Origin of the sequence: Kibdelosporangium philippinense, assembly GCF_021390435.2 — a bacterium.
Taxonomy (GTDB): Bacteria; Actinomycetota; Actinomycetes; order Mycobacteriales; family Pseudonocardiaceae; genus Kibdelosporangium; species Kibdelosporangium philippinense.
Genome location: NZ_JAJVCN010000003.1, coordinates 1,679,651 through 1,701,151, shown reverse-complemented (window position 1 = coordinate 1,701,151; position 21,501 = coordinate 1,679,651). Strand labels below are relative to the sequence as shown.

Annotated in this window: 20 protein-coding genes; 10 read left to right on the top strand and 10 right to left on the bottom strand. The window is 64.6% G+C overall.

Annotated features, from left to right (window positions below; translation table 11 throughout):
• Positions 1-15: 15 nt before the first annotated feature.
• Complete coding sequence (locus tag LWC34_RS40115) at positions 16-1,161, bottom strand: acyl-CoA dehydrogenase family protein (protein WP_233730427.1); 1,146 nt, start codon at positions 1,159-1,161, stop codon at positions 16-18.
• A 57-nt stretch (positions 1,162-1,218) separates the two neighbouring features.
• Between LWC34_RS40115 and LWC34_RS40110 the strand changes: the two genes are divergently transcribed.
• From LWC34_RS40110 to LWC34_RS40100, 3 genes are all read left to right on the top strand, one after another.
• Positions 1,219-2,145: a carbohydrate kinase family protein gene (locus tag LWC34_RS40110; protein ID WP_233730426.1), complete on the top strand. Its 927-nt coding sequence runs from the start codon at positions 1,219-1,221 to the stop codon at positions 2,143-2,145.
• A 205-nt stretch (positions 2,146-2,350) separates the two neighbouring features.
• Complete coding sequence (locus LWC34_RS40105; protein ID WP_233730425.1) at positions 2,351-3,670, top strand: citrate synthase; 1,320 nt, start codon at positions 2,351-2,353, stop codon at positions 3,668-3,670.
• Between the two features lie 381 nt (positions 3,671-4,051).
• The gene (locus tag LWC34_RS40100) at positions 4,052-5,353 is read left to right on the top strand and encodes a cryptochrome/photolyase family protein (protein WP_233730424.1); all 1,302 of its coding nucleotides are present in this window, start codon (positions 4,052-4,054) and stop codon (positions 5,351-5,353) included.
• Here the strand turns inward: LWC34_RS40100 and LWC34_RS40095 are convergent.
• Genes LWC34_RS40095 through LWC34_RS40080 form a run of 4 tightly spaced genes read right to left on the bottom strand, consistent with a single transcriptional unit; the run spans position 5,343 to position 9,567 of the window.
• A complete protein-coding gene (locus tag LWC34_RS40095) occupies positions 5,343-6,533 on the bottom strand; it encodes an ABC transporter permease (protein ID WP_233730423.1) in 1,191 nt (396 codons plus the stop codon). The genes LWC34_RS40100 and LWC34_RS40095 overlap by 11 nt on opposite strands.
• Positions 6,530-7,441: an ABC transporter ATP-binding protein gene (locus LWC34_RS40090; protein ID WP_372496721.1), complete on the bottom strand. Its 912-nt coding sequence runs from the start codon at positions 7,439-7,441 to the stop codon at positions 6,530-6,532. The genes LWC34_RS40095 and LWC34_RS40090 overlap by 4 nt, the downstream gene beginning before the upstream one ends.
• Positions 7,442-7,495: 54 nt before the next feature.
• A complete protein-coding gene (locus tag LWC34_RS40085; protein ID WP_233730421.1) occupies positions 7,496-8,986 on the bottom strand; it encodes a glycerol-3-phosphate dehydrogenase/oxidase in 1,491 nt (496 codons plus the stop codon).
• The gene (locus LWC34_RS40080; protein ID WP_233730420.1) at positions 8,983-9,567 is read right to left on the bottom strand and encodes a TetR/AcrR family transcriptional regulator; all 585 of its coding nucleotides are present in this window, start codon (positions 9,565-9,567) and stop codon (positions 8,983-8,985) included. Before LWC34_RS40080 ends, LWC34_RS40085 begins: the two co-directional genes overlap by 4 nt.
• Positions 9,568-9,583: 16 nt before the next feature.
• Between LWC34_RS40080 and LWC34_RS40075 the strand changes: the two genes are divergently transcribed.
• Positions 9,584-11,173, top strand: a complete 1,590-nt coding sequence (locus LWC34_RS40075) for an FAD-binding oxidoreductase (RefSeq protein WP_233730419.1) — start codon at positions 9,584-9,586, stop codon at positions 11,171-11,173.
• On the opposite strand, the gene LWC34_RS40070 is transcribed toward LWC34_RS40075, so the two are convergent.
• The 5 genes from LWC34_RS40070 to LWC34_RS40050 all read right to left on the bottom strand — a co-directional run bounded on the left by LWC34_RS40070 (position 11,160) and on the right by LWC34_RS40050 (position 14,511).
• On the bottom strand, positions 11,160-12,011 hold the full coding sequence (locus LWC34_RS40070) for a DUF3558 domain-containing protein (protein WP_233730418.1): 852 nt from the start codon (positions 12,009-12,011) through the stop codon (positions 11,160-11,162). The genes LWC34_RS40075 and LWC34_RS40070 overlap by 14 nt on opposite strands.
• A gap of 29 nt (positions 12,012-12,040) precedes the next feature.
• Positions 12,041-12,427 (bottom strand): hypothetical protein, encoded by a 387-nt coding sequence (locus LWC34_RS40065; RefSeq protein WP_233730417.1) that lies wholly within the window; start codon positions 12,425-12,427, stop codon positions 12,041-12,043.
• Between the two features lie 47 nt (positions 12,428-12,474).
• Positions 12,475-13,092, bottom strand: coding sequence for a DUF4232 domain-containing protein (locus LWC34_RS40060; RefSeq protein WP_233730416.1), 618 nt, complete (start codon positions 13,090-13,092; stop codon positions 12,475-12,477).
• Positions 13,093-13,174: 82 nt separating this feature from the next.
• A complete protein-coding gene (locus tag LWC34_RS58290) occupies positions 13,175-14,143 on the bottom strand; it encodes a gamma-glutamylcyclotransferase family protein (RefSeq protein WP_233730415.1) in 969 nt (322 codons plus the stop codon).
• Positions 14,140-14,511 carry a winged helix-turn-helix transcriptional regulator gene (locus LWC34_RS40050; RefSeq protein WP_233730414.1) on the bottom strand — a complete coding sequence of 124 codons (372 nt, stop codon included), beginning with the start codon at positions 14,509-14,511 and terminating at the stop codon, positions 14,140-14,142. Before LWC34_RS40050 ends, LWC34_RS58290 begins: the two co-directional genes overlap by 4 nt.
• A 103-nt stretch (positions 14,512-14,614) precedes the next feature.
• Between LWC34_RS40050 and LWC34_RS40045 the strand changes: the two genes are divergently transcribed.
• The 6 genes from LWC34_RS40045 (at position 14,615) to LWC34_RS40020 (ending at position 21,290) form a co-directional block, all read left to right on the top strand.
• Entirely contained in the window at positions 14,615-15,436 is an 822-nt protein-coding gene (locus LWC34_RS40045; protein ID WP_233730413.1) for an SDR family oxidoreductase, read from the top strand.
• A 945-nt stretch (positions 15,437-16,381) separates the two neighbouring features.
• Complete coding sequence (locus LWC34_RS40040) at positions 16,382-18,091, top strand: TIGR03767 family metallophosphoesterase (RefSeq protein ID WP_233730412.1); 1,710 nt, start codon at positions 16,382-16,384, stop codon at positions 18,089-18,091.
• Positions 18,092-18,179: 88 nt separating this feature from the next.
• Positions 18,180-18,758 carry a PadR family transcriptional regulator gene (locus LWC34_RS40035; protein ID WP_233730411.1) on the top strand — a complete coding sequence of 193 codons (579 nt, stop codon included), beginning with the start codon at positions 18,180-18,182 and terminating at the stop codon, positions 18,756-18,758.
• Positions 18,759-18,823: 65 nt separating this feature from the next.
• Positions 18,824-20,056: a C39 family peptidase gene (locus LWC34_RS40030; RefSeq protein WP_233730410.1), complete on the top strand. Its 1,233-nt coding sequence runs from the start codon at positions 18,824-18,826 to the stop codon at positions 20,054-20,056.
• A 150-nt stretch (positions 20,057-20,206) separates the two neighbouring features.
• The gene (locus LWC34_RS40025) at positions 20,207-20,737 is read left to right on the top strand and encodes a hypothetical protein (protein WP_233730409.1); all 531 of its coding nucleotides are present in this window, start codon (positions 20,207-20,209) and stop codon (positions 20,735-20,737) included.
• 328 nt (positions 20,738-21,065) lie between these two features.
• Positions 21,066-21,290: a hypothetical protein gene (locus tag LWC34_RS40020; protein ID WP_233730408.1), complete on the top strand. Its 225-nt coding sequence runs from the start codon at positions 21,066-21,068 to the stop codon at positions 21,288-21,290.
• Positions 21,291-21,501 lie beyond the last annotated feature (211 nt).

Sequence of the window (21,501 nt, the reverse complement as noted above, 5' to 3'; positions counted from 1 at the left end):
AGGGTTGTTGAGCCTTTAGGCGTTCTTCAGTTCGCGGGCGATGACCATGCGCTGGATCTGGTTGGTGCCTTCGAAGATCTGCGGCACCTTGGCCTCACGCATGTACCGCTCAACCGGGAAGTCCTTTGTGTACCCGGCGCCGCCGAGCACCTGCACCGCGTCGGTGGTCACCTTCATCGCGGCATCTGTGGCGACGAGCTTGGCGATCGAGGACTGACGCTTGAACGGCAGCCCGCGATCCCGCCGACGCGCGGCCTCCAGGTACATCGCCCGGGCTGATTCGACCGCGGCGGCCATGTCGGCGAGCAGGAACTCCATGCCCTGGAATTCGATGATCGACCGGCCGAACTGGGATCGTTCCTTCGCATAACGCACGGCCTCGTCCAAAGCCGCCTGCGCCAGCCCCACGGCACACGCGGCGATCCCCAGGCGCCCGGAGTTCAACGCCGTGAGCGCCATCTTCAGGCCGATGCCTTCGTCGCCGAGACGGCGGGCGACCGGCACCCGGGCGCCGTCGAAATTCATCTGCGCGGTGGTCGACGCCGTCAGGCCCATCTTGCGTTCGGGGGCGGAGGCCGACAGGCCGGGAGTGTCGGCGGGCACGAGCAGGCAGCTGATGCCGCGGCCGCCATCAGGCGACGTCCGGACCATGGTCGTGTAGAAATCCGCCTCGCCGCCGTGGGTGATCCACGCTTTCGTCCCGGTGACGACATAGTCCGAACCATCCCGCACAGCGCGCGTCGACAGCGCCGCCGCGTCCGAACCCGCGTGGGTTTCCGACAGCGCGTACGCCCCCAGCAACTCGCCAGCCAACATGTCTGGCAGCCAGGACGAACGTTGCGAGTCTGTGCCATATTCGGCAAGCGCGTAGCAGGACATCGTGTGCACCGACAGGCCGACGCCGACGGTCAGCCACGCCGCCGCGATCTCTTCAAGAACCTGCAGGTACACCTCGTACGACACTCCGCCGCCGCCCCATTGCTCTGGGTACGGCAGGCCTAGCAGGCCGGATCGGCCAAGTAGGCGGAACTCTTCCCTGGGGAACAGCTCCTTCTCTTCGTACGAGCTGGCCTTCGGCGCCAGTTCGTTGGCGGCAATGTCCCGGGTCAAGGCGATGAGGTCTTCCGCCTCGGTGTCCGGGAGCAGACGTTCGACTGCCATCGCGGGATCTCCGTATGTATGCAGTGCTTGAGGACAACCCACATTACTATCCGGGCTGTGATCGTTGTCGCTGGTGAGGCACTGGTCGACCTGGTGCCCGCGAAGTCCACACTCGACGGAGAACCTGGCGCACTGCTGCCCCGGCTTGGCGGTGGCCCGTTCAACGTCGCCGTCACGGTGGGTCGCCTCGGGGCTCCGGTGAGTTTCCTTTCCCGGATCTCGGCCGATGATTTCGGCGAGGCTCTCGTCAACCGGCTCAAGTTGTCCAATGTGGACACCACGAACCTGCAGCGCGGGAAGGAGCCGACCACGCTCGCGGTGACGAGCCTCGGGCCGGATGGTGGCGCGCGCTACACGTTCTACGCCGAAGGCACGGCCGACCGGCTTTTCCAGGAGCCTGAGGAACTGCCCGAGATGACCATGCTCTCGCTTGGCACGCTCTCCCTCGTGCTCGAACCGGGCGCCAGCGCGTACGAGCAGGTCATGCGGCGTTCCAGCGCCCTCACTGTGCTCGACCCCAACGTCCGTCCGGTGCTCATCGACGACCCCGAGGCTTATCGGGCCCGGTTCGCCAGCTGGCTGCCCGATGTCGATCTGCTCAAGCTGTCCGAGGAGGACGCCGAGTGGATCGCCGAAAAAGACGCCATTGATGCCGCCAAAGAATGGCAACAACAAGGCCCAGCCGCCGTTGTGCTCACGCGTGGCTCGAAAGGGTTAGCCGTTGTTGCCGGGTCGGGTGAAGTGATCGAGGTGGCCGCTACGCAAGCGCAAGTCGTCGACACGATCGGTGCCGGTGACACCGTTCACGGCGCGCTGCTCAGTTGGTTGTATACAAAAGGCGTCCGTTCGGCGGAACACCTGCGTGAGCTGGACAAGGACGCATGGCGAACAGCATTGCGATACGCCGGGGCGGCCGCCGCGATAACGGTGTCACGTGCCGGCGCCGAGCCGCCATTCGCGGCTGAACTGGATCCAATCCTCTGAATCGTTCTGTGAATCGATGTGAGAAGCGTCCCACCAGCCGTGTCTTAACTTACGCCGCACTGGGCGATTCGCTCGAAGAGCACTAGCGTTGGGGGTTGACAGGACCCCAATGGGGCGGTGCTGCGGTGCGGCGATCGATCAGACCGCGTGCACGTGGCTTGATTCGCCAGATCCACCGCCCTGACCGATCGGGAGAGGGACATTCATGCCCGACGCGACGACCGCGCCGCAATCCGGTACTCGTACCGTCGCGCTTCACCACGACGGCGGAGAGCTCGAAATGGCGGTAGTACCCGCCACCGAGGGCTCGAACGGAATCGAGCTCGGCAAACTGCTGGCGAAAACCGGACTGGTCACACTGGACCCCGGCTTCGTCAACACCGCCGCCTGCTCGTCGGAGATCACGTACATCGACGGTGACGCGGGAATTCTGCGCTACCGCGGATATCCGATCGAGCAGCTCGCCGAGCGCTCAACCTTCATCGAGGTCAGCTACTTGCTGATCTACGGCGAGCTGCCGTCACAGGCGCAGCTCGACGACTTCACCACCAAGATCAGCAGGCACACCCTGCTGCACGAGGACCTGAAGAGGTTCTTCGACGGCTTCCCGAGGGACGCGCACCCCATGCCGGTGCTGTCCTCCGCGGTGTCCGCACTGTCCACGTTCTACCCGGAGACCCTCAAGCCGGTCACCGACGAGCGCACCGAGATCGCCACCATCCGCTTGCTCGCCAAGCTGCCGACGATCGCGGCCTACGCGTACAAGAAGTCGGTCGGCCAGCCATTCCTCTACCCGGACAACTCGCTTGGCCTGGTTGAGAACTTCCTGCGGATGACGTTCGGCTTCCCGGCCGAGCCGTACGACGTGGACCCGGACCTGGCTCGCGCGCTCGACCTGCTGTTCATCCTGCACGCCGACCACGAGCAGAACTGCTCGACGTCGACCGTGCGGCTGGTCGGCTCGTCGGAGGCGAACCTGTTCGCCAGCATCTCGGCGGGCATCAACGCCCTGTTCGGACCGCTGCACGGCGGCGCGAACAGCGCGGTGCTGGAGATGCTCGAAGGCATCAGGGACTCCGGCGGCGACGTGAAGTCGTTCGTGAACAAGGTGAAGAACAAGGAAGACGGCGTCAAGCTGATGGGCTTCGGCCACCGGATCTACAAGAACTACGACCCGCGTGCCGCGATCATCAAGAAGACCGCCGACGAGATCCTCGGCAAGCTCGGCGGCGACGACAGCCTGCTCGGCATCGCCAAGGAGCTCGAGGAGTACGCCCTCGCGGACGACTACTTCGTCCAGCGCAAGCTCTACCCGAACGTGGACTTCTACACCGGGTTGATCTACCGAGCGATGGGCTTCCCAACGAAGTTCTTCACGGTGCTGTTCGCGCTCGGCCGTCTCCCCGGCTGGATCGCCCACTGGCGCGAGATGACCAACGACCCGGCGACCAAGATCGGCCGGCCGAGGCAGGTCTACATCGGACCGAAGCAGCGTGACTACGTGGCAATGGACGCCCGAGCGTAGCGAGGGCGGACGAAGCCCGATACACAGCGCGTGTCCACCGGTGACGGCATCGCGCGTGTCCACCGGTGACCGCATCGCGCGTGTCCACCGGCGACGGCATCGCGCGTGTCCACCGGCTCCGGCATGGTGAGTTGAACGCGAGCGGCGAAAAGCGGAAAGCAAGCAAGCTGGAAGCGAGCCGAGCAGTTTGACTCACCGTGCCGGAATGGTGGACACGCGCCAGCTCGCGGGCAAAGAAAGAAATCCACGAGCTAGGTGCGGCAAAGTGCATCTCACTGTGTCGCAAAGGTGGACACGGTGTGCTGGAACGGTGGACACGGTGTGCTGGAACGGTGGACACGGCGTTCTGCACGCGTGCCACCCACGCGATAGCGTTCTTGGATGACCTCAGTCATCTGGTTTCGTCGAGACCTCCGGACCAGAGACCATCCTGCGCTGTTGTCCGCCGATCGGGACGCGCTCGCGCTTTTCGTGCTGGACGACCGCTTGATCAAACCTTCGGGCGCGCCGCGGCTTGCGTTCATGTACCGCTGCCTGCGTGCCCTCAACGAGCAGTTGAACGATCGCTTGCTTGTCGTGTCCGGCGATCCCGTCGAGCTCGTGCCGAGCATCGCCAAGCAGATCAACGCTTCCAGCGTGCACGTCACCGCCGATACCGCGCCCTACGGCCGTAAACGCGACGAGAAGGTCGAAGAAGCCCTCGGGGACATCGACTTTGTCCGTTCGGGATCGCCCTACGCGGTCACGCCAGGCCGCGTCACCAAACCCGATGGCACGCCGTACAAGGTCTTTACGCCCTTCTCCAAAGCGTGGGCCGATCACGGCTGGCGCAAGCCCGCGGATACTGATGCGTCCAGTGTGGACTGGATCGACCCGCCACGCGAAAGCCGAATCCCCCAGGATCCCAAAACACCTGAGCTGCCCGATGCGGGCGAAGAAGCAGCGCGGAAAGCCTGGGAGACCTTCAAAACAGAGCGTCTCGACGACTACGCCGAACACCGCGACCGACCGGACAAGCCGGGAACCAGCTGGATGTCGCTGTACCTGCGCTGGGGCTGCGTGCACCCGCGAACCCTGCTCAACGACCTCAAACCCAGCACGTACCGGACCGAACTAGCCTGGCGCGAGTTCTACGCGGATGTCCTGTGGCACAGGCCGGACAGTGCGCGCAAGAACCTGGACCGAAGATTCGACAAGATCGAACTCGATGAGGACCAGGACGCGTTCGACCTGTGGTGCCAAGGCAAAACCGGGTTTCCGATCGTGGACGCGGGCATGCGGCAGCTACTGGAACTCGGCTGGATGCACAACCGGGTCCGGATGATCGTGGCCAGCTTCCTGGTCAAGGACCTGCATCTGCCGTGGTGGTGGGGTGCGCGGCACTTCATGCGGCACCTTGTCGACGGCGACTTGGCGTCCAATCAGCACAACTGGCAGTGGGCGGCGGGCAGCGGAACCGATGCGGCGCCGTACTTCCGCGTGTTCAATCCGACCACACAGGGCGAGAAGTTCGACCCGAACGGCGACTACGTGCGACGGTTCGTGCCGGAACTGCGTGGCATCACAGGCAAACGCGTGCACAAGCCATGGGAGATCGACGGCCTTGACTACCCCCGGCCAATGGTCGACCACGCGCACGAACGCGAGGTCGCCCTGGCCCGCTATAACTCGATCAAGAACTAAGAGCGTCCTTCAACCGAACCCGGCTTCCGGTGCGCAGCACGGCATTGCTGTAGATCCGGCCGCCGAGCCACGCCACCAAAGCGATCCCGCCGAGGGACAACAGGACCGACGCGACCTGCATCCAGATCGGTGCGATGCCCATCGCGGTCAGGCCGGGCATCAGGATCGGCGCGAACGGCGGCAGGATCGCCATGACCGTGGTCAGCGTGCTGTCACTGTTGCTGATCAACAGGTTGATGGCGAAGATGAAGCCGATCACGATCACCATGGTGACCGGCGTGAGCACGCTCTGCGTCTCTTCCTGGCGCGACACAAGCGAGCCGACCGCGCCGAAAATCGTGGCATAGAAGAAGAATCCGATCAGATACCAGAACAGGCCCGCGATCACGCTGACGACCGCGGTGCCCGAGATCGTCAAGGCTCCTGTGCCGAGCCCAGCGATCAAGCCGACGATGGCGATCAGCGCGAACTGGATCAACCCGACCAGCCCGAGGCCGAGCACCTTGCCGGTCAGCAACTGCCACGGCCGCACGGTCGCCAGCAGGATTTCCACCACACGGCTGGACTTTTCCTCAACCACGCCCTGCGCGACCATCTGTCCGTAGATCATCAGCGCCATGTAGAGCAGGAACGCCACGATCAGGCCGATCACGAGTCGCTGCCCCTGATCGTCACCACGCGGTTCGAGCTGCTTGACGGTCACCTGCGCGGCGGCCGCGGTGCCGAGGACCTCCTTGGGGTCCAGGTCGGCCGCGGCCAGCTCGGACGTCAGGATCTGCTGGCGCATCAGGCCATTGAGTGTGTTGCGCAGCTCGGTGTTCAGGTTGTCCTTGACGGTCACCTGGAGCGAGCCGACCGGGCCGGTCACCAGCGCGTCCAGATCGTTGTCCTTGACCTGCTGCTCGCCTTGCGCCGGATCGGCGATGTCGATGATCTGGACGTCATGCCCGAGCTGCTTGGCCGATTCGACGATCTGCGGGCCCAACGCCGTCGCCTGACCGCTCAGGCCGACCGTGCTGCGCGCCTGGTCGTCGAACGAGGAGCTTTGCAGCAGCACGAAAACCGCGAGCACGACGATCGAGACGATGGTACCGATCACAAAGGACCGCGTGCGCAGCTTGGTGTTCAGCTCACGCCCGGCGACCAGCAGCACGGCCTGAGCTGGCTTGAGCTCGTTCATCGCCCGTTCTCCTTGACGACATTGCGGTACAGCTCCGCCAACGACGGCCGGTGCCTGCTGAACTCGTGCACCGGCCCGGTTTCCAACGCGGCCTGGAGGATGTGCTGATCGTCCACATCGTCCGCGACCCGGAAAGTCGTTCGGCCGTCCTGTTCGGACACTATTTCGACACCGGAAATCCCTGCGGCCCAACCGGTCGGCGCTTTCGGGGCGTGCACAACGAGCTCGGACGCGCCAGAGGAGCGCAGCGCGTCGACCGTGCCACACGCGACCATCGAACCTTTGTTGATGATCCCGACGCGGTCACACAGCCGTTGTACAAGATCAAGTTGGTGGCTGGAGAAGACCACCGGGATGCCTTCCGCGGCTTTTTCTTTGAGGACCTGGCTCATCACGTCCACCGCGACCGGGTCCAATCCGGAGAACGGCTCGTCGAGCACCAGCACTTCGGGGTTGTGCACGAGCGCCGCGGCCAGCTGCACGCGTTGTTGGTTGCCAAGGCTCAGTTTCTGGACCTCGTCCAGCCTCCGCTCACGCAGGCCAAGCCGTACGATCCAGTCGTCGGCCGCGCGGTGTGCGTCGTTGGCTGTCAATCCGTGCAGCTTGGCCAGGTAGACCAGCTGATCCAGCACCTTCATCTTCGGATACAGGCCGCGTTCCTCAGGCATGTAACCGAAGCGGCGGCGCGTGCTCAGCGTGATCGGCTCGCCTGCCCAGCGCACCGCGCCGGAATCCGCTTCGAGCACGCCGAGCGCGATGCGCATCGTGGTGGTCTTGCCGGCGCCGTTGCTACCGACGAAACCGAACAATTCACCCGGCCGTACCTCGAATGTCATGTCTGACAAGGCGACGACGTCGCCGTAGCGCTTGGAGACGTGGTCGATCTCCAGTCCCGCCTCAGGCACCATCGATCCTTCCTCGCTGGACGTGCCCCCAGTATCCAGCCTGGACCCCGTCCGCGCTCAAGAGCCTCGTGAGTGGTTACGCGGGTTAGAACGCGCGTAACCACTCACGATGTCTACCAGGGGGTTCGCCTCGGCGGGAACAAGGCCCACCCTGGAGCGCCGGTGCAGCACGTCGTCGGCGTCCAGTGCGCCTTCGTGCTGGAAAGCCCAGATGACCTCGGCGATCGTCAGATCGGGGTGCAGTCTTGCCGGGTCGAGCTTGGCGACCTGCGCGGCTTCCGTGCCGTATTTGGCGATCAGCCTAGCGGGTGCGTCGATTCGGCCCAGTCGCTCACGCGCAGTCGCGCCGACGAGCGGAATATCCTTGGTACGGGCCGGAATCGTGGTGAGCCCGGTGGCGTCGACCGCGTCGGCAGCCATTCGGCGATATGTCGTGAATTTGCCGCCGACAACTGTGATCACACCGTTAGCTGCGGTGCGGACGGCGTGTCGCCGGGAAAGGTCCGCGCTGGCGCCGTCCGCGTCAAGCAACGGCCGAAGTCCGGCATACGCTCCCAGGACATCGTCGCGGGTCAACGGTCGTTCGAGGACGGACGACGCGACCGAAAGCAGGAAGTCCACATCGGATTCCGGAGCGTGCGGGACATCGGGAATCTCGCCATCCACCGGCTCGTCGGTCAGTCCGACGTAGATCCGGCCGTCCACCTGGGGCAGAACGAGTACGAACCGGTTGCGGGAACCCGGAATCGGCACGGTCAGCGAAGTGCCCGTGATGCCAGTGCACGACAGTACGACGTGCGTGCCGCGCGACGGCCGCAACCGTACCGACTCAACCAGTTGACCTGCCCAGACTCCGGTGGCGTTGATCACTTTCCTGGCCCGGACGTCGAATTCGGCGCCGGTCAGGGTGTCACGCAGGCGCGCGCCGTCGCCTTCGAGCGAAACAGCTTTGACCTTGGTGAGAATCCGGGCGCCGTGCCCGGCAGCGGTTCTGGCCAACGCGATCACGAATCGTGCGTCGTCGATCAACTGACCGTCATACGAAAGCAGGCCGCCGCGTAGTCCCTCGCGTTTCAGCCCAGGCGCTAACGCAAGCGCTTCAGCCGCCGGAATTCGCCGGGGACGAGGCAAAAGACCCGAGGGTGTACGGACAATTCGTCGCAACAGATCGCCCGCGTACAGGCCGGTCATCGCCAGCGCACTGGAAACGCCTTCGTACAACGGAATGAGCTGGGGGAGCGGCCGGGTCAGGTGCGGCGCCGTGCGTGTCATCACGATTCCGCGTTCGACCGCGCTCTCGTAGGCGATTGCGACATCGCCGTTCGCGAGATACCGCAGGCCGCCGTGAATCAGCTTGCTCGACCACCTGGAGGTGCCGAACGCCAGGTCGTGCGCCTCGGCAAGGACGACCGAAAGACCGCGTGACGCGGCGTCCAGTGCGACACCCGCTCCGGTCACCCCGCCGCCGATGACCAGCACGTCGACGACGTCCTTGGCCGCGGCTTCGATATCCGCGAGGCGACGGCTCGCGTTGAGCGAGGTGTTCACGCCAATGCCCCGTTGAGCATCTTGGCCAGCTCGTCGAGCAGCGCGTCACTGTCCACATCAGACGTCGCCGGGCGCTGCGAAAGGACGAACGACTGGACGATCAGCAGCACCGCGCGCGCCTGCGTCGGCACGTCGGCCGGCCGGATCGACCCGTCGTGGTGCCCGGCTTTGAGCTCGTCGGCGATGAACTGCTCGGTCAGCCGCTGCGTGCTGCCCAGCCGCTGCACCACGTACGGCAGGATCAGCTCGGGTTCCAGGTCGAGCGCGGCCCGCATGATCGGGTTGGTGCCCAGCGCCTTGACCCCGGTGACCAAGCCGGTCACCAGGCGTTCGCGGGCGCTCAGCCCGGTCAGCGTTGCCGATATCTCCGCGAGCAGCCCACCGAACTCCCTGGTCATCAGGGCCGCGATCAGGCTGCGGACGTCCGGGAAGCGCCGATACAGCGTCATCCGGCTGACCTGCGCCCGCCTGGCCACCTCGGTCAGCGTGGTCCGGCCGACACCGATCGCCAGCACACAGCTGCGTGCCGCGTCCAGGAGCACGTCGTCGTCCACTCGATAACTGTGACGTTGTGACGCCATGTGTCACACTGTACCTATGGCGAACCGAACTGACCAGCTTTTGCGGTCCGCGTGGACGTCTGAACCGCCGCAGTTGCCGCCCCACGCAGTGCGGTGGCTCAGGCAGGAGACTGGGCTGACGGACTCATGGACGCCGACGCGGGCATTGACCGCGCCGCCGTCGGAGCTGCCGGAGAAAGCGCGCGAGGTGCTGGCGGGCATCGTCGGCGCCGAGCACATGCTCACCGACGAGCGGAGCAGGCTCGGCCGGACCGGCGGCCTGTCGTATCTGGATCTGCTGGCGCACAAGGGGATTGGCTCGGTTTCCGTGCCAGACGCGGTCGTCCTGCCCGCTGATCCGGCTGAGGTCGCTGCCGTGGTGAAGGCGTGCGCGGAGCTCGGGTTGAGCATTGTTCCGTTCGGTGGCGGGACGTCGGTTGTCGGCGGTGTGCAGGCTTCGGAACGCTCGGTCATCGTCGATCTCGCTCGCCTTGATCGGCTTGTCCTGGTCGACGAGGTCTCCCGGCTGGCTGTTTTCCAGGCCGGTGTGCGTGCTCCGGACGCTGAAAAAGCCTTGGCGGAGTACGGTTTGACGCTCGGGCACGTGCCGCAGTCGTTCGAGCGCGCCACGATCGGCGGGTTCGCCGCGACCCGATCGGCCGGTCAGGCCTCGTCGGGATACGGCCGGTTCGAGGACATGGTCGAAGGCGTCCGCGTCGCCACTCCGCGCGGCGAGGCGCGGTTTGGTGTGGCGCCGGCCTCGGCCGCAGGCCCTGACCTGCGGCATCTCATGATCGGCAGTGAAGGCGCCTTCGGTGTGATCACCGAGGTCACGGTTCGTGTCCGGCCGTTGCCTAAAGTGCGCCGCTACGAAGGCTTCGTGGTCGACGGCTGCGAGCGCGGTGCCGACGTGGTCCGGAAACTGGCTCAGGATCGCGTGCTCGCTGACGTGACCCGACTGTCCGATGTGGATGAGACGCGCGTGTCATTCGCGCTGACTGGCGGCCTGAAAGCCGCTGGGCTCAAGGCTTATCTGAAGGCCAGGGGAGTGCGCGAGCCATGCATGCTGATCCTCGGCTGGGAGGCACAGGACAAGACCGAGCTGGCGATGCGCAGGGCCGCGACTCTTCGCAAACTGCGTGGCGCGATCAGACTGGGCCGTGTGCTCGGAGAGGCCTGGCGGCATGGCCGATTCAACGGCCCACGGCAACGTGACGCGTTGATGAACGCGGGTGTGTGCGTGGAAACCCTGGAAACCGCAACGCATTGGTCCCAGCTGACCGAGCTGTGCACAAAGGTCCGCCAGGCGTTGACGGATTCGTTCGAGCGCCCGATCGTGATGTGCCACATCTCGCACGCCTACGAAACCGGCGCCTCCTTGTACTTCACTGTGATCGCGCCGCGATCGCTCGAAGACCCTGCGGGGCAATGGAAACGGGCCAAGGCTGCGGCGTGTGACGCGATCGCCGGACTCGGCACGATCTCGCATCACCACGCCGTCGGCGTCGACCATGCTCCTTATCTGCCAGCCGAGATCGGCGACCTCGGGGTGGAAGTGCTCGCCGCGGTGAAGAACACGCTCGACCCGAGCGGGATCCTCAACCCCGGCAAGCTCATAGCTCCTTAGCCGACTCGTTGGCGGCGTCGGTGGCTTTCGCGCACGCGTCGGACGTCCCGCCCACTTCGAGCCGAGTGGTGAAATAGGACGTTTCGAGCACCGGCCGGACCAGCACCATGACCTCGCACCGGTCCTGCTGGTCGGGTTCCTGGTGCCGCATGCCTTCCTTGCCGCCGACGGTCAGCGGCTCGCCGTGCGCGTGAGCAGCCATGTTCTCGATCTCGTGGCTGATCAACATTGTTCCGTTCGCCCCGGTCAGCTCACAGTTGATCAGCGTGGGGCGACGAGCTTGGATCAGCGCGCCGATTTGCTGGGTGAACTGGTCGACCGGCTGGCACGGATCCTTGCCGTGGAAAGGAGAAGCGGCGAGGCTCTGCGGCGGCGACTTGAGTTGCGCGGCGACCGCCGTTGCCACCTCACGGGCTTGGGCGCACTGTTTTTCGTAGTCAGTGCCCTCGATGGAGATTGCGATGCCGAGCTCGCCCGTGGTCTTGACCGTCAGTGTGCAACCGGTGTCCTGCACGGCGGTCAGGCCGGGGATTTCAACCGGTTTCGCGTCCGCCGCGACACGTTCGCCGACGTACGCCCGCGCGGTGAGGGGCGTTCCGTCCGGCTGCGTGATCGTGACGACGCAGTTGTGCGCGCTCGCACCACTGAAGGTGCGGGCACCGACCTTGCCTAGCTTCGACAACGCGGCCTCGTCGAGGATCGCGCAGGAGTCGATGGTGCGGAACGAGGCCCATTCGTCCGGCGGCAGGGGTACCGAGGGCGTGGACTGGCCAGGTTCTGCGGAGCACCCCGCGAGCAGGAGCAGGGCGACGATCACGATATGCGGTCGAACCCTCATACACCGTGATAGTACCGACTGGTCCAGACCTATTCGACCCCCGATTTTCGCCGTCGCACAGCACCGAGCCAGATCCAGCCGATCATGCCGCCGAAGAACAGGGTCCACGCGGGCAGTGCGCGGGCGTCGATCCCGCGATCACACATGGCGACGTACTCGGCCAGGATCGGCCGTTCCGGGCGGCCGAGACTGGCCGCCAGCTGTGGCGTCTCGACGCCACCGAGGGTGTTACCGCAGCTCACCTTGACCGTGGTGGTCGTGTCCAGCGTGGATACCCGGACCGGGAGCAGGCCGAGTACCAGGCCGACGACCAACGCGATCGACGCCAGTGACGCGACAAAGACCCGTGGCGGCAGCGTGATCTGCGCCAACGGGTCCTGTTGCGGCTGGGCCGGCGAGAGGATCTCTGTCGACATACGCGACAGGGTGCCTGCTGACACCGGCCCGTGGCCAGTAAATCTGTTTACTTGTAATACGCGCTGCCGTCGATCGCGCCGTGCTGGCAGACCGAGCCGAAGTCGAACTTGACCGTGAACGGCTGCGTCTCGTCCGGCGGAATCACTGTCGCGCCTTTGGACTCGGGCTCACACGCGCCCGTTGTGGACTCGGTGCCGTCGGGCACCGCGCCCCAGTGCAGGTTCTTGAAGGCCTTCTGCCCCGGCTCGAGCGTGACCAGCGCCGGACCCGGATCCGCCTTGCGCGCCAGCTTGGTCGGCTGCCCGTGACCGTTGGCATCGGTCAACTGCAGGCCGCCGTAACCGTACAAAGTGCACGCTTTCGAGCTCGTGTTCGTCACCTGCAGCTTGGCGTAGCGGTTGCCCGCGGCCGCGTCGCCTGACACGATCTCGCCCTTCAGCGCCGTTGGCCCACATCGAGCGACGTTCGTACTACGCACGACGTGGTCCGGCCGCTCAGGGCCTGTGCTCGTCTGGTCCGGCGGAGTACTTGGCTGTGTCGTCGAAGATTGCGTCACCGTCACGGTTTGCTGCGGTTGTCCTGTCGTCGGCCCACCGCCGCACGCGGCGAGTGTTCCGGCCGCCAGTAGGGCCATCCCTACGAAAATCACCCGGTTGCGGACCATGGTGCCACCTCCCGTAACGTAGTTACCCGGTCCTATCAGTAAGGACGGGCGACCGCACGCCGGGTTGCGAGCAGTCACACGCTCAGGCGAATTTCCATAGGTATGTCCAGCAAATCGTGCCGTCCGGCAGTGCGACCCGGATGCGGCGGTATTCGTCCCCTTCGTACGAATCCAAAGTGGCCAGTGCGGCTTTTGGCCTGCGCAAAGGCAATACCCAGCCGCTCACCCGATCGGTGCCGCGCCGCAGCCCCGGGTAGCCCAGCCCTGTGTCGAAGACCTCACCGGTGATGCTGGCTCGGTAAGGCTCGCCATCGACCCACGGCTCAACCAGGTCCCACGCGGATTCCCCAGGTTTGAGCGTGCCGTAGACGAACACGCGCGCTGGAAACTCGTCCGGCTCAGGCGCGCCGTCCACAACGGACACATCGAGCCCCATCACTGGCGCGGCGGTCCCGACCAGATCGCGCGCCTCCGGTTGACCAATTTCCGCCAGCCGGACGGGTGAACCTCCGACGAGCAGCGGCCACCGGATCTCGGCCTTGCCGGTGTACGCGAGCAGACCGTCCCAGACGCTGCCGTCCTCAAGCTCGACGCGACCGGTGTGCAGGCGGGACAGGTTGTACCGATCGCCGCGGCCTTCGCAGACATCGAGGACAGCGACCTGTGCCGGATCGGCCATCCACACGGCATGGACCTCGGTCGCCATGGGCATTGCGGCGAGTGTGACCGGTCGTTGCGTATCCACGACCCGCAATCCAGCGGCCCAAACCGCGGACAAGCCCGTGCATGTGGCTCTGAGGACCACGACCGGCCCCTCGAGACCGAGGTTCTCGCGTAGCCAAGTGATCTTGCTGGGGTTGGCGTTCGAGCCGTACGTCAGCACGGGAACGCGCTCGGCGAGGGTGGCGGCGTTGTGCTTGGTCAGCCACTCGTCGAGATCGTCGTCGGGCTTGACCCGCCACCCCTTGCCATCGAGGTGGACGTAAGAGAAAGGAGGACGAGTGCCCGGGTAAGGGGCGGCGGGGTAGTCGGCGTCGGTGAACGTGCTCACTTTTTGCGCTCGTCGTAGGCGACCTGAGCCCGTTCGAACTCATCCCACCGGCCAGCGATCAGATCGAACAGGGCGGTGACGACCGTGGCAGCGTCCGTACCAAGATCGGTGAGGCTGTAGTCGACGTGCGGCGGGATAACCGGATGCACAACCCGGCGGACGATCCCGTCACGCTCAAGGGCCTGCAGAGTTTGGGCAAGCATCTTCTCGCTGACGCCGCCGATGGCGCGGCGAAGCTCGCTGAACCGCATCGTGCCCTCGCGCAGAAGCATGATCTGGATGAGCACGCCCCACCGGCTGGACAGATGTTCCATCACGGCCCGCGACGGACACTTCATGTCGAATACGTCAACCAGGGCACTTTCCATGTGCGCAGTATATGCCCGTGTCCAGGATTCTTCCCTAGAGGTAAGTACAGCACGTTAAAGTGGGTACTTACTTTGAGTTAGTAACGCTCCTAGGGTTAGCGGCATGACACTTCTGCTGACCGGAGCGAACGGCCAACTAGGCACATTGATCAAGAACCACCTGACGGCCCGTGGTGCCACCTTCATCGAAGGCTCCCGCACCCCGGCTGAGGGCGGCCGACACGTCGACTACACCAACCCAGCGGGGCTGGAGCAGGCGTTCGCGGGAGTGACCAAGCTGATCCTGATCTCGGTCCCCAGTGGCGACCGTCAGGCGCTGCACCGCAACGCAGTGACCGCCGCCCAGCGCGCGGGGGTTTCGCACATCATCTACACGAGTGTGACCGAGGCGACGACGTCACCTTTGGGCCTCGCTGCCGACCACAAGGCGACGGAGGAAGCGATCCGCGCCGCGGGGCTGACGTTTACGTTCCTGCGCAACAACATGTACCACGAGAACTACACCGCACAGCTCGCACACACCGACGGGACCTTCTTGACTTCAACAGGTTCCGGCTTGGTCGCTTCGGCCGCGCGGGATGACTACGCTCTGGCTGCGGCGATTGTCGCCAGCTCCGCCGGGCATGAGAACGCGGTTTACGAGCTCACCGGGTCAACTGCTTGGACGTTCGACATGTTCGCGGCCGAGGTCGCTTCGATCTCCGGAAAGCCTTTCGTGCACAAGAGTATTCCGGCGGAAGAGCTGCGCGCCGGTTATGTCGCGAGTGGACTGCCCAGAGAAGCCGCCGAGATGTTCACGGACATTTACGTGCGCATCGCCAATGGCGAGGGTGCGCTCGGAGAAGTCCGTCCTGACCTGGAAAAGCTGATCGGCCGCCCGACAACGCCACTCGCTGACACGATCCGCGCAGCCTTGGGAAGCTGACTGGCTGCCGGGCGATTCCGCTCGCCGAAGCGATCCGCGCAACCGTTCGAAGCTGAGCCCAGGGTGATCCGCGCGGCCCTCCGGAACCTGTTCCCGCATGGGTGGGTCCGTGCGGCTTTGGCCCCAGCCAGCAAGGGTACAGGGTGTCTGATGGTCCATTGTGGACCTTTGATTGGCCCGGTAGTCAAACTCGGCCCCGTCTGCCCCACCTGTAACAGGACCGGATGCCGTGAAGGTCACCTTCACGGCATCCAATCCAACGCACCTAATCTTCCCCTCGCAACGCCCCATCACCAGCACGGGCCCAGATCTGCCACTCGGCTGCGGTAACCGGCAGTCGACAAGCGCCAACTCCTCAGGCGACTAGCGACAAATCCCGCCACCAGGGGCGCCCTTGATTTAATGCTATCGCAGGGGTCTGACACTTTTGGTGTCGTTCCCGAGGGCAAGGCTAAACCCGGCTGCTGTGGTTACTGCTGCGATGCGGCCGCCGGGTGTGGCGCGAATTGGTGTGGAGCGGACAGAGTGGCTCCAAGGTCTCCACGGAGACTGTTCATCTTTGGGGCCAACCGAATCCTTGTGGCCGCGGAGCGTCGGAAAGCTGAATCCGGCGTGTCGTGGCGCAAGAAGCATCTCGTTCCCATGTGGACAACTGTCCATCTGTGGATAACCCAGCCTCCGGACAACGTTCGTTCCCAGTTTTGTCAGACGCCTCGACTAGACTAGAAATCGGGGCCGCAGGCCGCGCCAGAGAGTCAGAACTGGGCCAGCACTGGGCCAGAACAGTGTCGGGGACAGAGCCACCGCAGCCGTCGGGCAGAGTCAAACTTGAGCACTTTGCCCTGTCGGAGCTCAAGTTTGTGGTCAGGTCCACAGTAGATCTTCGCTGTGATCCCAACCTTCGGAGTAGTGACTTTCCTTCACGTTCTCCGGCAGGATCGCGGCATGGCCAACCTAAGCCGTCGTCGGCTGCTGACTGCCACAGGTGCGTTGGGTCTGCTCGCCGCCACACCGGCGCAGGCGCTGGACCGGGCGTTGCGCGAAACCACCAAGCGCGCGATCGCCCCAGCCGGAACAACACTCGAGACCGTCGGCACCCCCGTGGGCACCGGGTTTCGCCGACTCACCGCCGGACCGGGCTGGCCGCTCGTCGTCGGCGCTGACCTCGTCGCGCCGCAAAGCGGGCGCGATGATCGCCGCACGGCGCTCACGTCGTTCGTGCAATTCACCGATTTGCACGTGATCGACGCGCAAAGCCCGGCGCGGGTCGAGTTCGTGCATCCGTTCATCGGGTCGGCGCATCGTCCACAAGAGACGTTGGGCACGCAGGGCGCCGCCGCGCTCGTCAGACGCGTGAACGCCATCAAAGGGCCGTACACCGGGCGCCCCTTCGACTTCGTGTTGAACACGGGTGACAACACCGACAACCATGAGACCGTCGAGCTCGAATGGTTTCTGACCATCCTCAACGGCGGCACGATCACCCCGAACACCGGCGATCCCGCGCGGTTCGAAGGCGTGCAGAACTCGCGCGCGAAGCTGTACTGGAATCCCGGGGACAGTGTTTCGGACATGTACAAGGACAAAGCGTTCCCGCTGATGCCGGAACTGCTTGCCAACGCGATCAAACCGTTCACCAGTCCCGGCTTGAACCGGCCGTGGTACAGCGTTTTCGGCAATCACGACGACAGCGTGCAAGGCACGTTTCCCAGCGGCGTCCCGCTGATCGACGCCATCTACACCGGTTCCGTCAAGATCGAGGGCTTCTCCTCGGAATCCGACGCGGCCAAACTCGCCCAAGCGATGCAGGGCTCGCCGCTCAAGGCCGTTGAGTTGCTGCTCAACTTCCGCGGGCCGATCCGTCGGGTCACGCCGGATTCGCGTCGCAGGCCGTTCACGCCGAAGGAGTACGTCGCCGCGCATCGCGATCCGCGTAACGCCGGTCCTGGTCCGGTTGGCCACGGATTCGGCCCGGCCAACGCCAGCGGCCGTGACCTCTACTACACGTTCCAAATCGCGCCAGGTGTCGTCGGCATCGGTATGGACACCACGAACCGTGCGGGACTCGCCGACGGTTCGTTGGGTGACGGACAGTTCAAATGGATCGAGCGCACGCTCAAGTCAGGCAGCTCGCGTTACTACGACACCAAGGGCAACCTCGTTCGTACGAGTGCCGGGGATACATTGTTCGTACTGTTCAGTCATCACACGAGCACATCGATGGACAACCTGCTGCCGGACCCGACGAACTTGCTTGAGCCGCGGCGTGACGGTGCCGCGTTGGTCGGGTTGCTCAACCGGTTCCCCAATGTGGTGGCGTGGGTGAACGGGCACTCGCACCGCAACCGGATCACCGCACACCGTGGCGCCACGCCCGAGCAGGGGTTCTGGGAAATCAACACCGCGTCGCACATCGACTATCCGCAGCACGCCAGGATCATCGAGCTGACCGACAACGGTGACGGAACGCTGTCACTGTTCACCACGCTCATCGAGTCCGACAGCCCGTACGAGGCCGAGTACGGCGACGGCTCGACGGCTGGTCTGGCGTCGTTGTACCGGCAGATCTCGCTCAACGACCTGCACGCCGACCCTGGGCTGATGGGGTCGGCTGTCGATCACAACACCGAGCTGGTGTTGGCCAAGCCGTTCTGAGCGGGCGCCGTCGGCTCGACTGTGTTGGCATAAGGGGAGCACACAACTGCTGAGTGATCGCTATCGTCAAAGCGACGCTTCCCAGGAGGTGACTCCGCTGCCCGCCGAACCTGTCGAGCCGCCGGCTGGCCGGTCGCGCAAGCTCAACGCGACCTCGTATGTGGTCTTGGGCATGCTTACGTACGGTCCGGCCACGAGTTACGAGCTCAAGCAGCGGGTAGGCCGATCGGTTGGCAACTTCTGGGCGTTCGCTCACTCACAGTTGTACGACGAGCCTGCCCGGTTGGTCGCGGCCGGGCTCGTCACGCAGACCACTGAGGAGGGCGGCAGGCGCAAACGTACGTACGCGATCACCGAGGAAGGCCGTCAGGCGCTGGCCGAGTGGCTGGCCGAGCCGACCCTCGAACAGACCGAGGTCAGGGACACCGGTCTGCTCAAACTGTTCTTCGGCACCGGTGCGCGCCCTGATGACATCCGCAAGCTCGCCAGGGACCGATACGAGTCCCATCGTGACCGCGCTGACGGCTACCTGCGGCAGCGCGCCGAAATCGAGTCACTGGCCGACCGGTGGCAGCTCAAGACCCTTGAGCTGGGGATGCGCTACGAACGTACGGTGGAGAAGTTCTGGAAGGACTTCATGGAGGAGCTGGACCGGGATCCACCCTGACAGCGGTTTACAGGATCTGTGACAATGGTGAAAATATCTCCCACGTAGTCGAGGGAGACGTAACCATGACCCGATTAGCCCTGCTGACCATCGCGACCCTGCTGGCAATACCCGTTCTCCCCGCGGCGGCCGCCCAACTCAAGACACCGGTGAACTTCCACTCTTGGCAGAAATACGACTTCTTCTACGCGGGCAAGCGCGACGGTCTGGTTCCCACCCTGCGCGGCCTGCGTATCGGCCGTCCGGCGGGCACGATCGAGCACACCGAGCCGGGCATGGGCACGAAGACGTACGAGTACGGCACCTGGACGTCACCGTTCTACAGTCATGGTTTCGACGCGACACAGCTCGTGCCCTCATGGAATGCCAGCACGCCCAAGGGCACTTGGCTGAGCGTCGAGATGCGCGGTCGGACGGCGTCAGGCGTCGAAACGATGTGGTACGGCATGGGCCGCTGGGCGTTGCCTGACACCGACATCCGCCGGACGAGCTTGCCGGGGCAATCGGACACGCACGGCTACATCGACGTCGATACTTTCGTTGCGAAATCCACACTGCGCGCTTATCAACTACGCGTGACGTTGTACCGCGCTGTTGGCAGTGGCGAATCGCCGATGCTGACCATGGCTGGCGCGATGACTTCCGCGGTCCCCGACCGGTTCAGCGTGCCGACGAGCCCGGGGGCGGGCGCGTGGGGCAAGGAACTGAAGGTCCCGCCGTACTCCCAGAACATCCACATTGGAGAGTATCCGGAGTATGGCGGCGGCGGTGAGGCTTGGTGCAGTCCAGCGTCAACCCAGATGGTCGTGGAATATTGGGGAAAGCGACCCTCTAAAGAGGACCTCGCATGGGTCGATCCGTCCTATGAGGACCCCAGTGTGGATCACGCGGCGCGGTTCACCTACGACAGCGACTACGACGCGACCGGCAACTGGCCGTTCAATACCGCTTATGCCGCAACGTATGGCCTGAAGGCACACGTGACCCGACTGCGCTCGCTCACTGAGCTTGAGCAGTACATCAAGCGCGGCATCCCGGTGATCACTTCGCAGTCGTTCCTCGCTTCGGAGCTGGACGGCGCGGGTTACGGCACGGCCGGCCACATCATGGTCGTCATCGGATTCACGAAGGACGGCGACGTCATCACGAACGACCCCGCCTCGTCAAGCAACGAACGCGTCCGTAACATCTACAAGCGCGCCCAGTTCGAGAACATCTGGCAGCGCACCAAGCGTTACCGTGCGGACGGCTCGGTTGCCGGCGGTCCCGGCGGAATCGCGTACATCATCACCCCATAGAGCCAGGCGGTCCTCCTGAGCGGGTGCCTCCCCCCTCGCTCGCTCACGAGGGCCGCCGCCCTTTTTGTGGCGGCGGTATTTGTCCCGTCGCCGGTTCCCCGCGGTGTTGGGAAAGTGTGCGGTGCTCGGTCAAACATGAGGGGAGCCACCATGAAACGAGCACTGGCCGCGGTCCTGTTCGTCCTTGGCATGATCGTCGTACCGGCCGCAACCGCCTCGGCCGCGAGCTGTGACGCCAGATCGTCGGGGCAAGTATCCGGCGGTTACGTGGTCACACTTTGGTGTTCAGGCGCAGGTTTCGTCGATGGCTACGGCAGCACGCTGACCGACGCGAACCGTGAAGCGCTTTTGCTGTACCAAATCTACGTCGACTACGGCATCGATTGCGGCGGTAGGGGAACTTCAGCCGCGACTGGCGGCCGTGTGGTCACGTTGTGGTGCTCGTCAGGCGGTTTCATCGATGGCTACGGCAGCACGCTGACCGACGCGCAAGTCGAAGCACGCGAGTTGGTCGTGCTACTCGGCGAAAAGGGGCAGGACTGCTCAGGCCGTGGCGTCGGACGCGTTTCCGGCGGCTACGTGGTGACGTTGTGGTGCACGCGTGGCGGATTCATCGACGGCCGCGGCAGCACGGTCACCGGCGCGGCCCAGAACGCCCGCTTTGCCGCCAGCATCGCTTGATGATCTCAGCTTGGTAACGCGATCAACCTCGCAGCTCCCCGCACGACTTTAGAGATACGGGTTGGGCTGGTGCAGCCCAACAGATGTTCTTAGGGGGACAAGTATGTCTGTGCGTAGGTTGTTCAGTGCTGCTGCCATTGCTGTTGCTGCGGTTACCGTTTCCGCACCGTTCGCTGCGGCGGCGTCTCCAACGCCGCCGGTCCCGCATCCGGACGGCGGGGACGCTTCGGTCTCCGTCCGTCCGGGGGTGGTCAAGCCGGGTCAGAAGGTGACTGTGACACTGCTTTGCGTTGGTCAGAAGGGTGATCTTGGGAAGGTTCGCGCTTCTGTGCTTGAGCTGGGTGCGTTGCGGACCAAGGAAAGCAGTGTCTATGAGGTTGCTGCGACGGTGAAGAAGGACGCCAAGCCGGGCACTTACTCGATCACCTACAAGTGCTACGACTCGGTGCTCAAGGCTTCGCTGAAAGTTGTTGCGCCGGAAGGGAAGCCGAAGCAGCAGGTGGCCGTGAAGCCCAAGGGTGCCGCGGAGACCGGCGGCGGTTTCGCCGGATAGCTGAAAGGGCGAAGGGGCTAGGCAATCGCCGGTCGCTTCTCGGCAGATCCCGCCGGGCGGGCCCGGTGGCACGTCCACCACAAGCCGAATCCGCCGACTGTACAAGCTCGGGGTAGCTGGCCTGAACAGTCGGGAATGCCAGTTCCACCGGCGGAAACCTGGAACTGTCGTACCCTTGCGGTAACGTAAAAATCGGGGGTCCCCCTGGGGA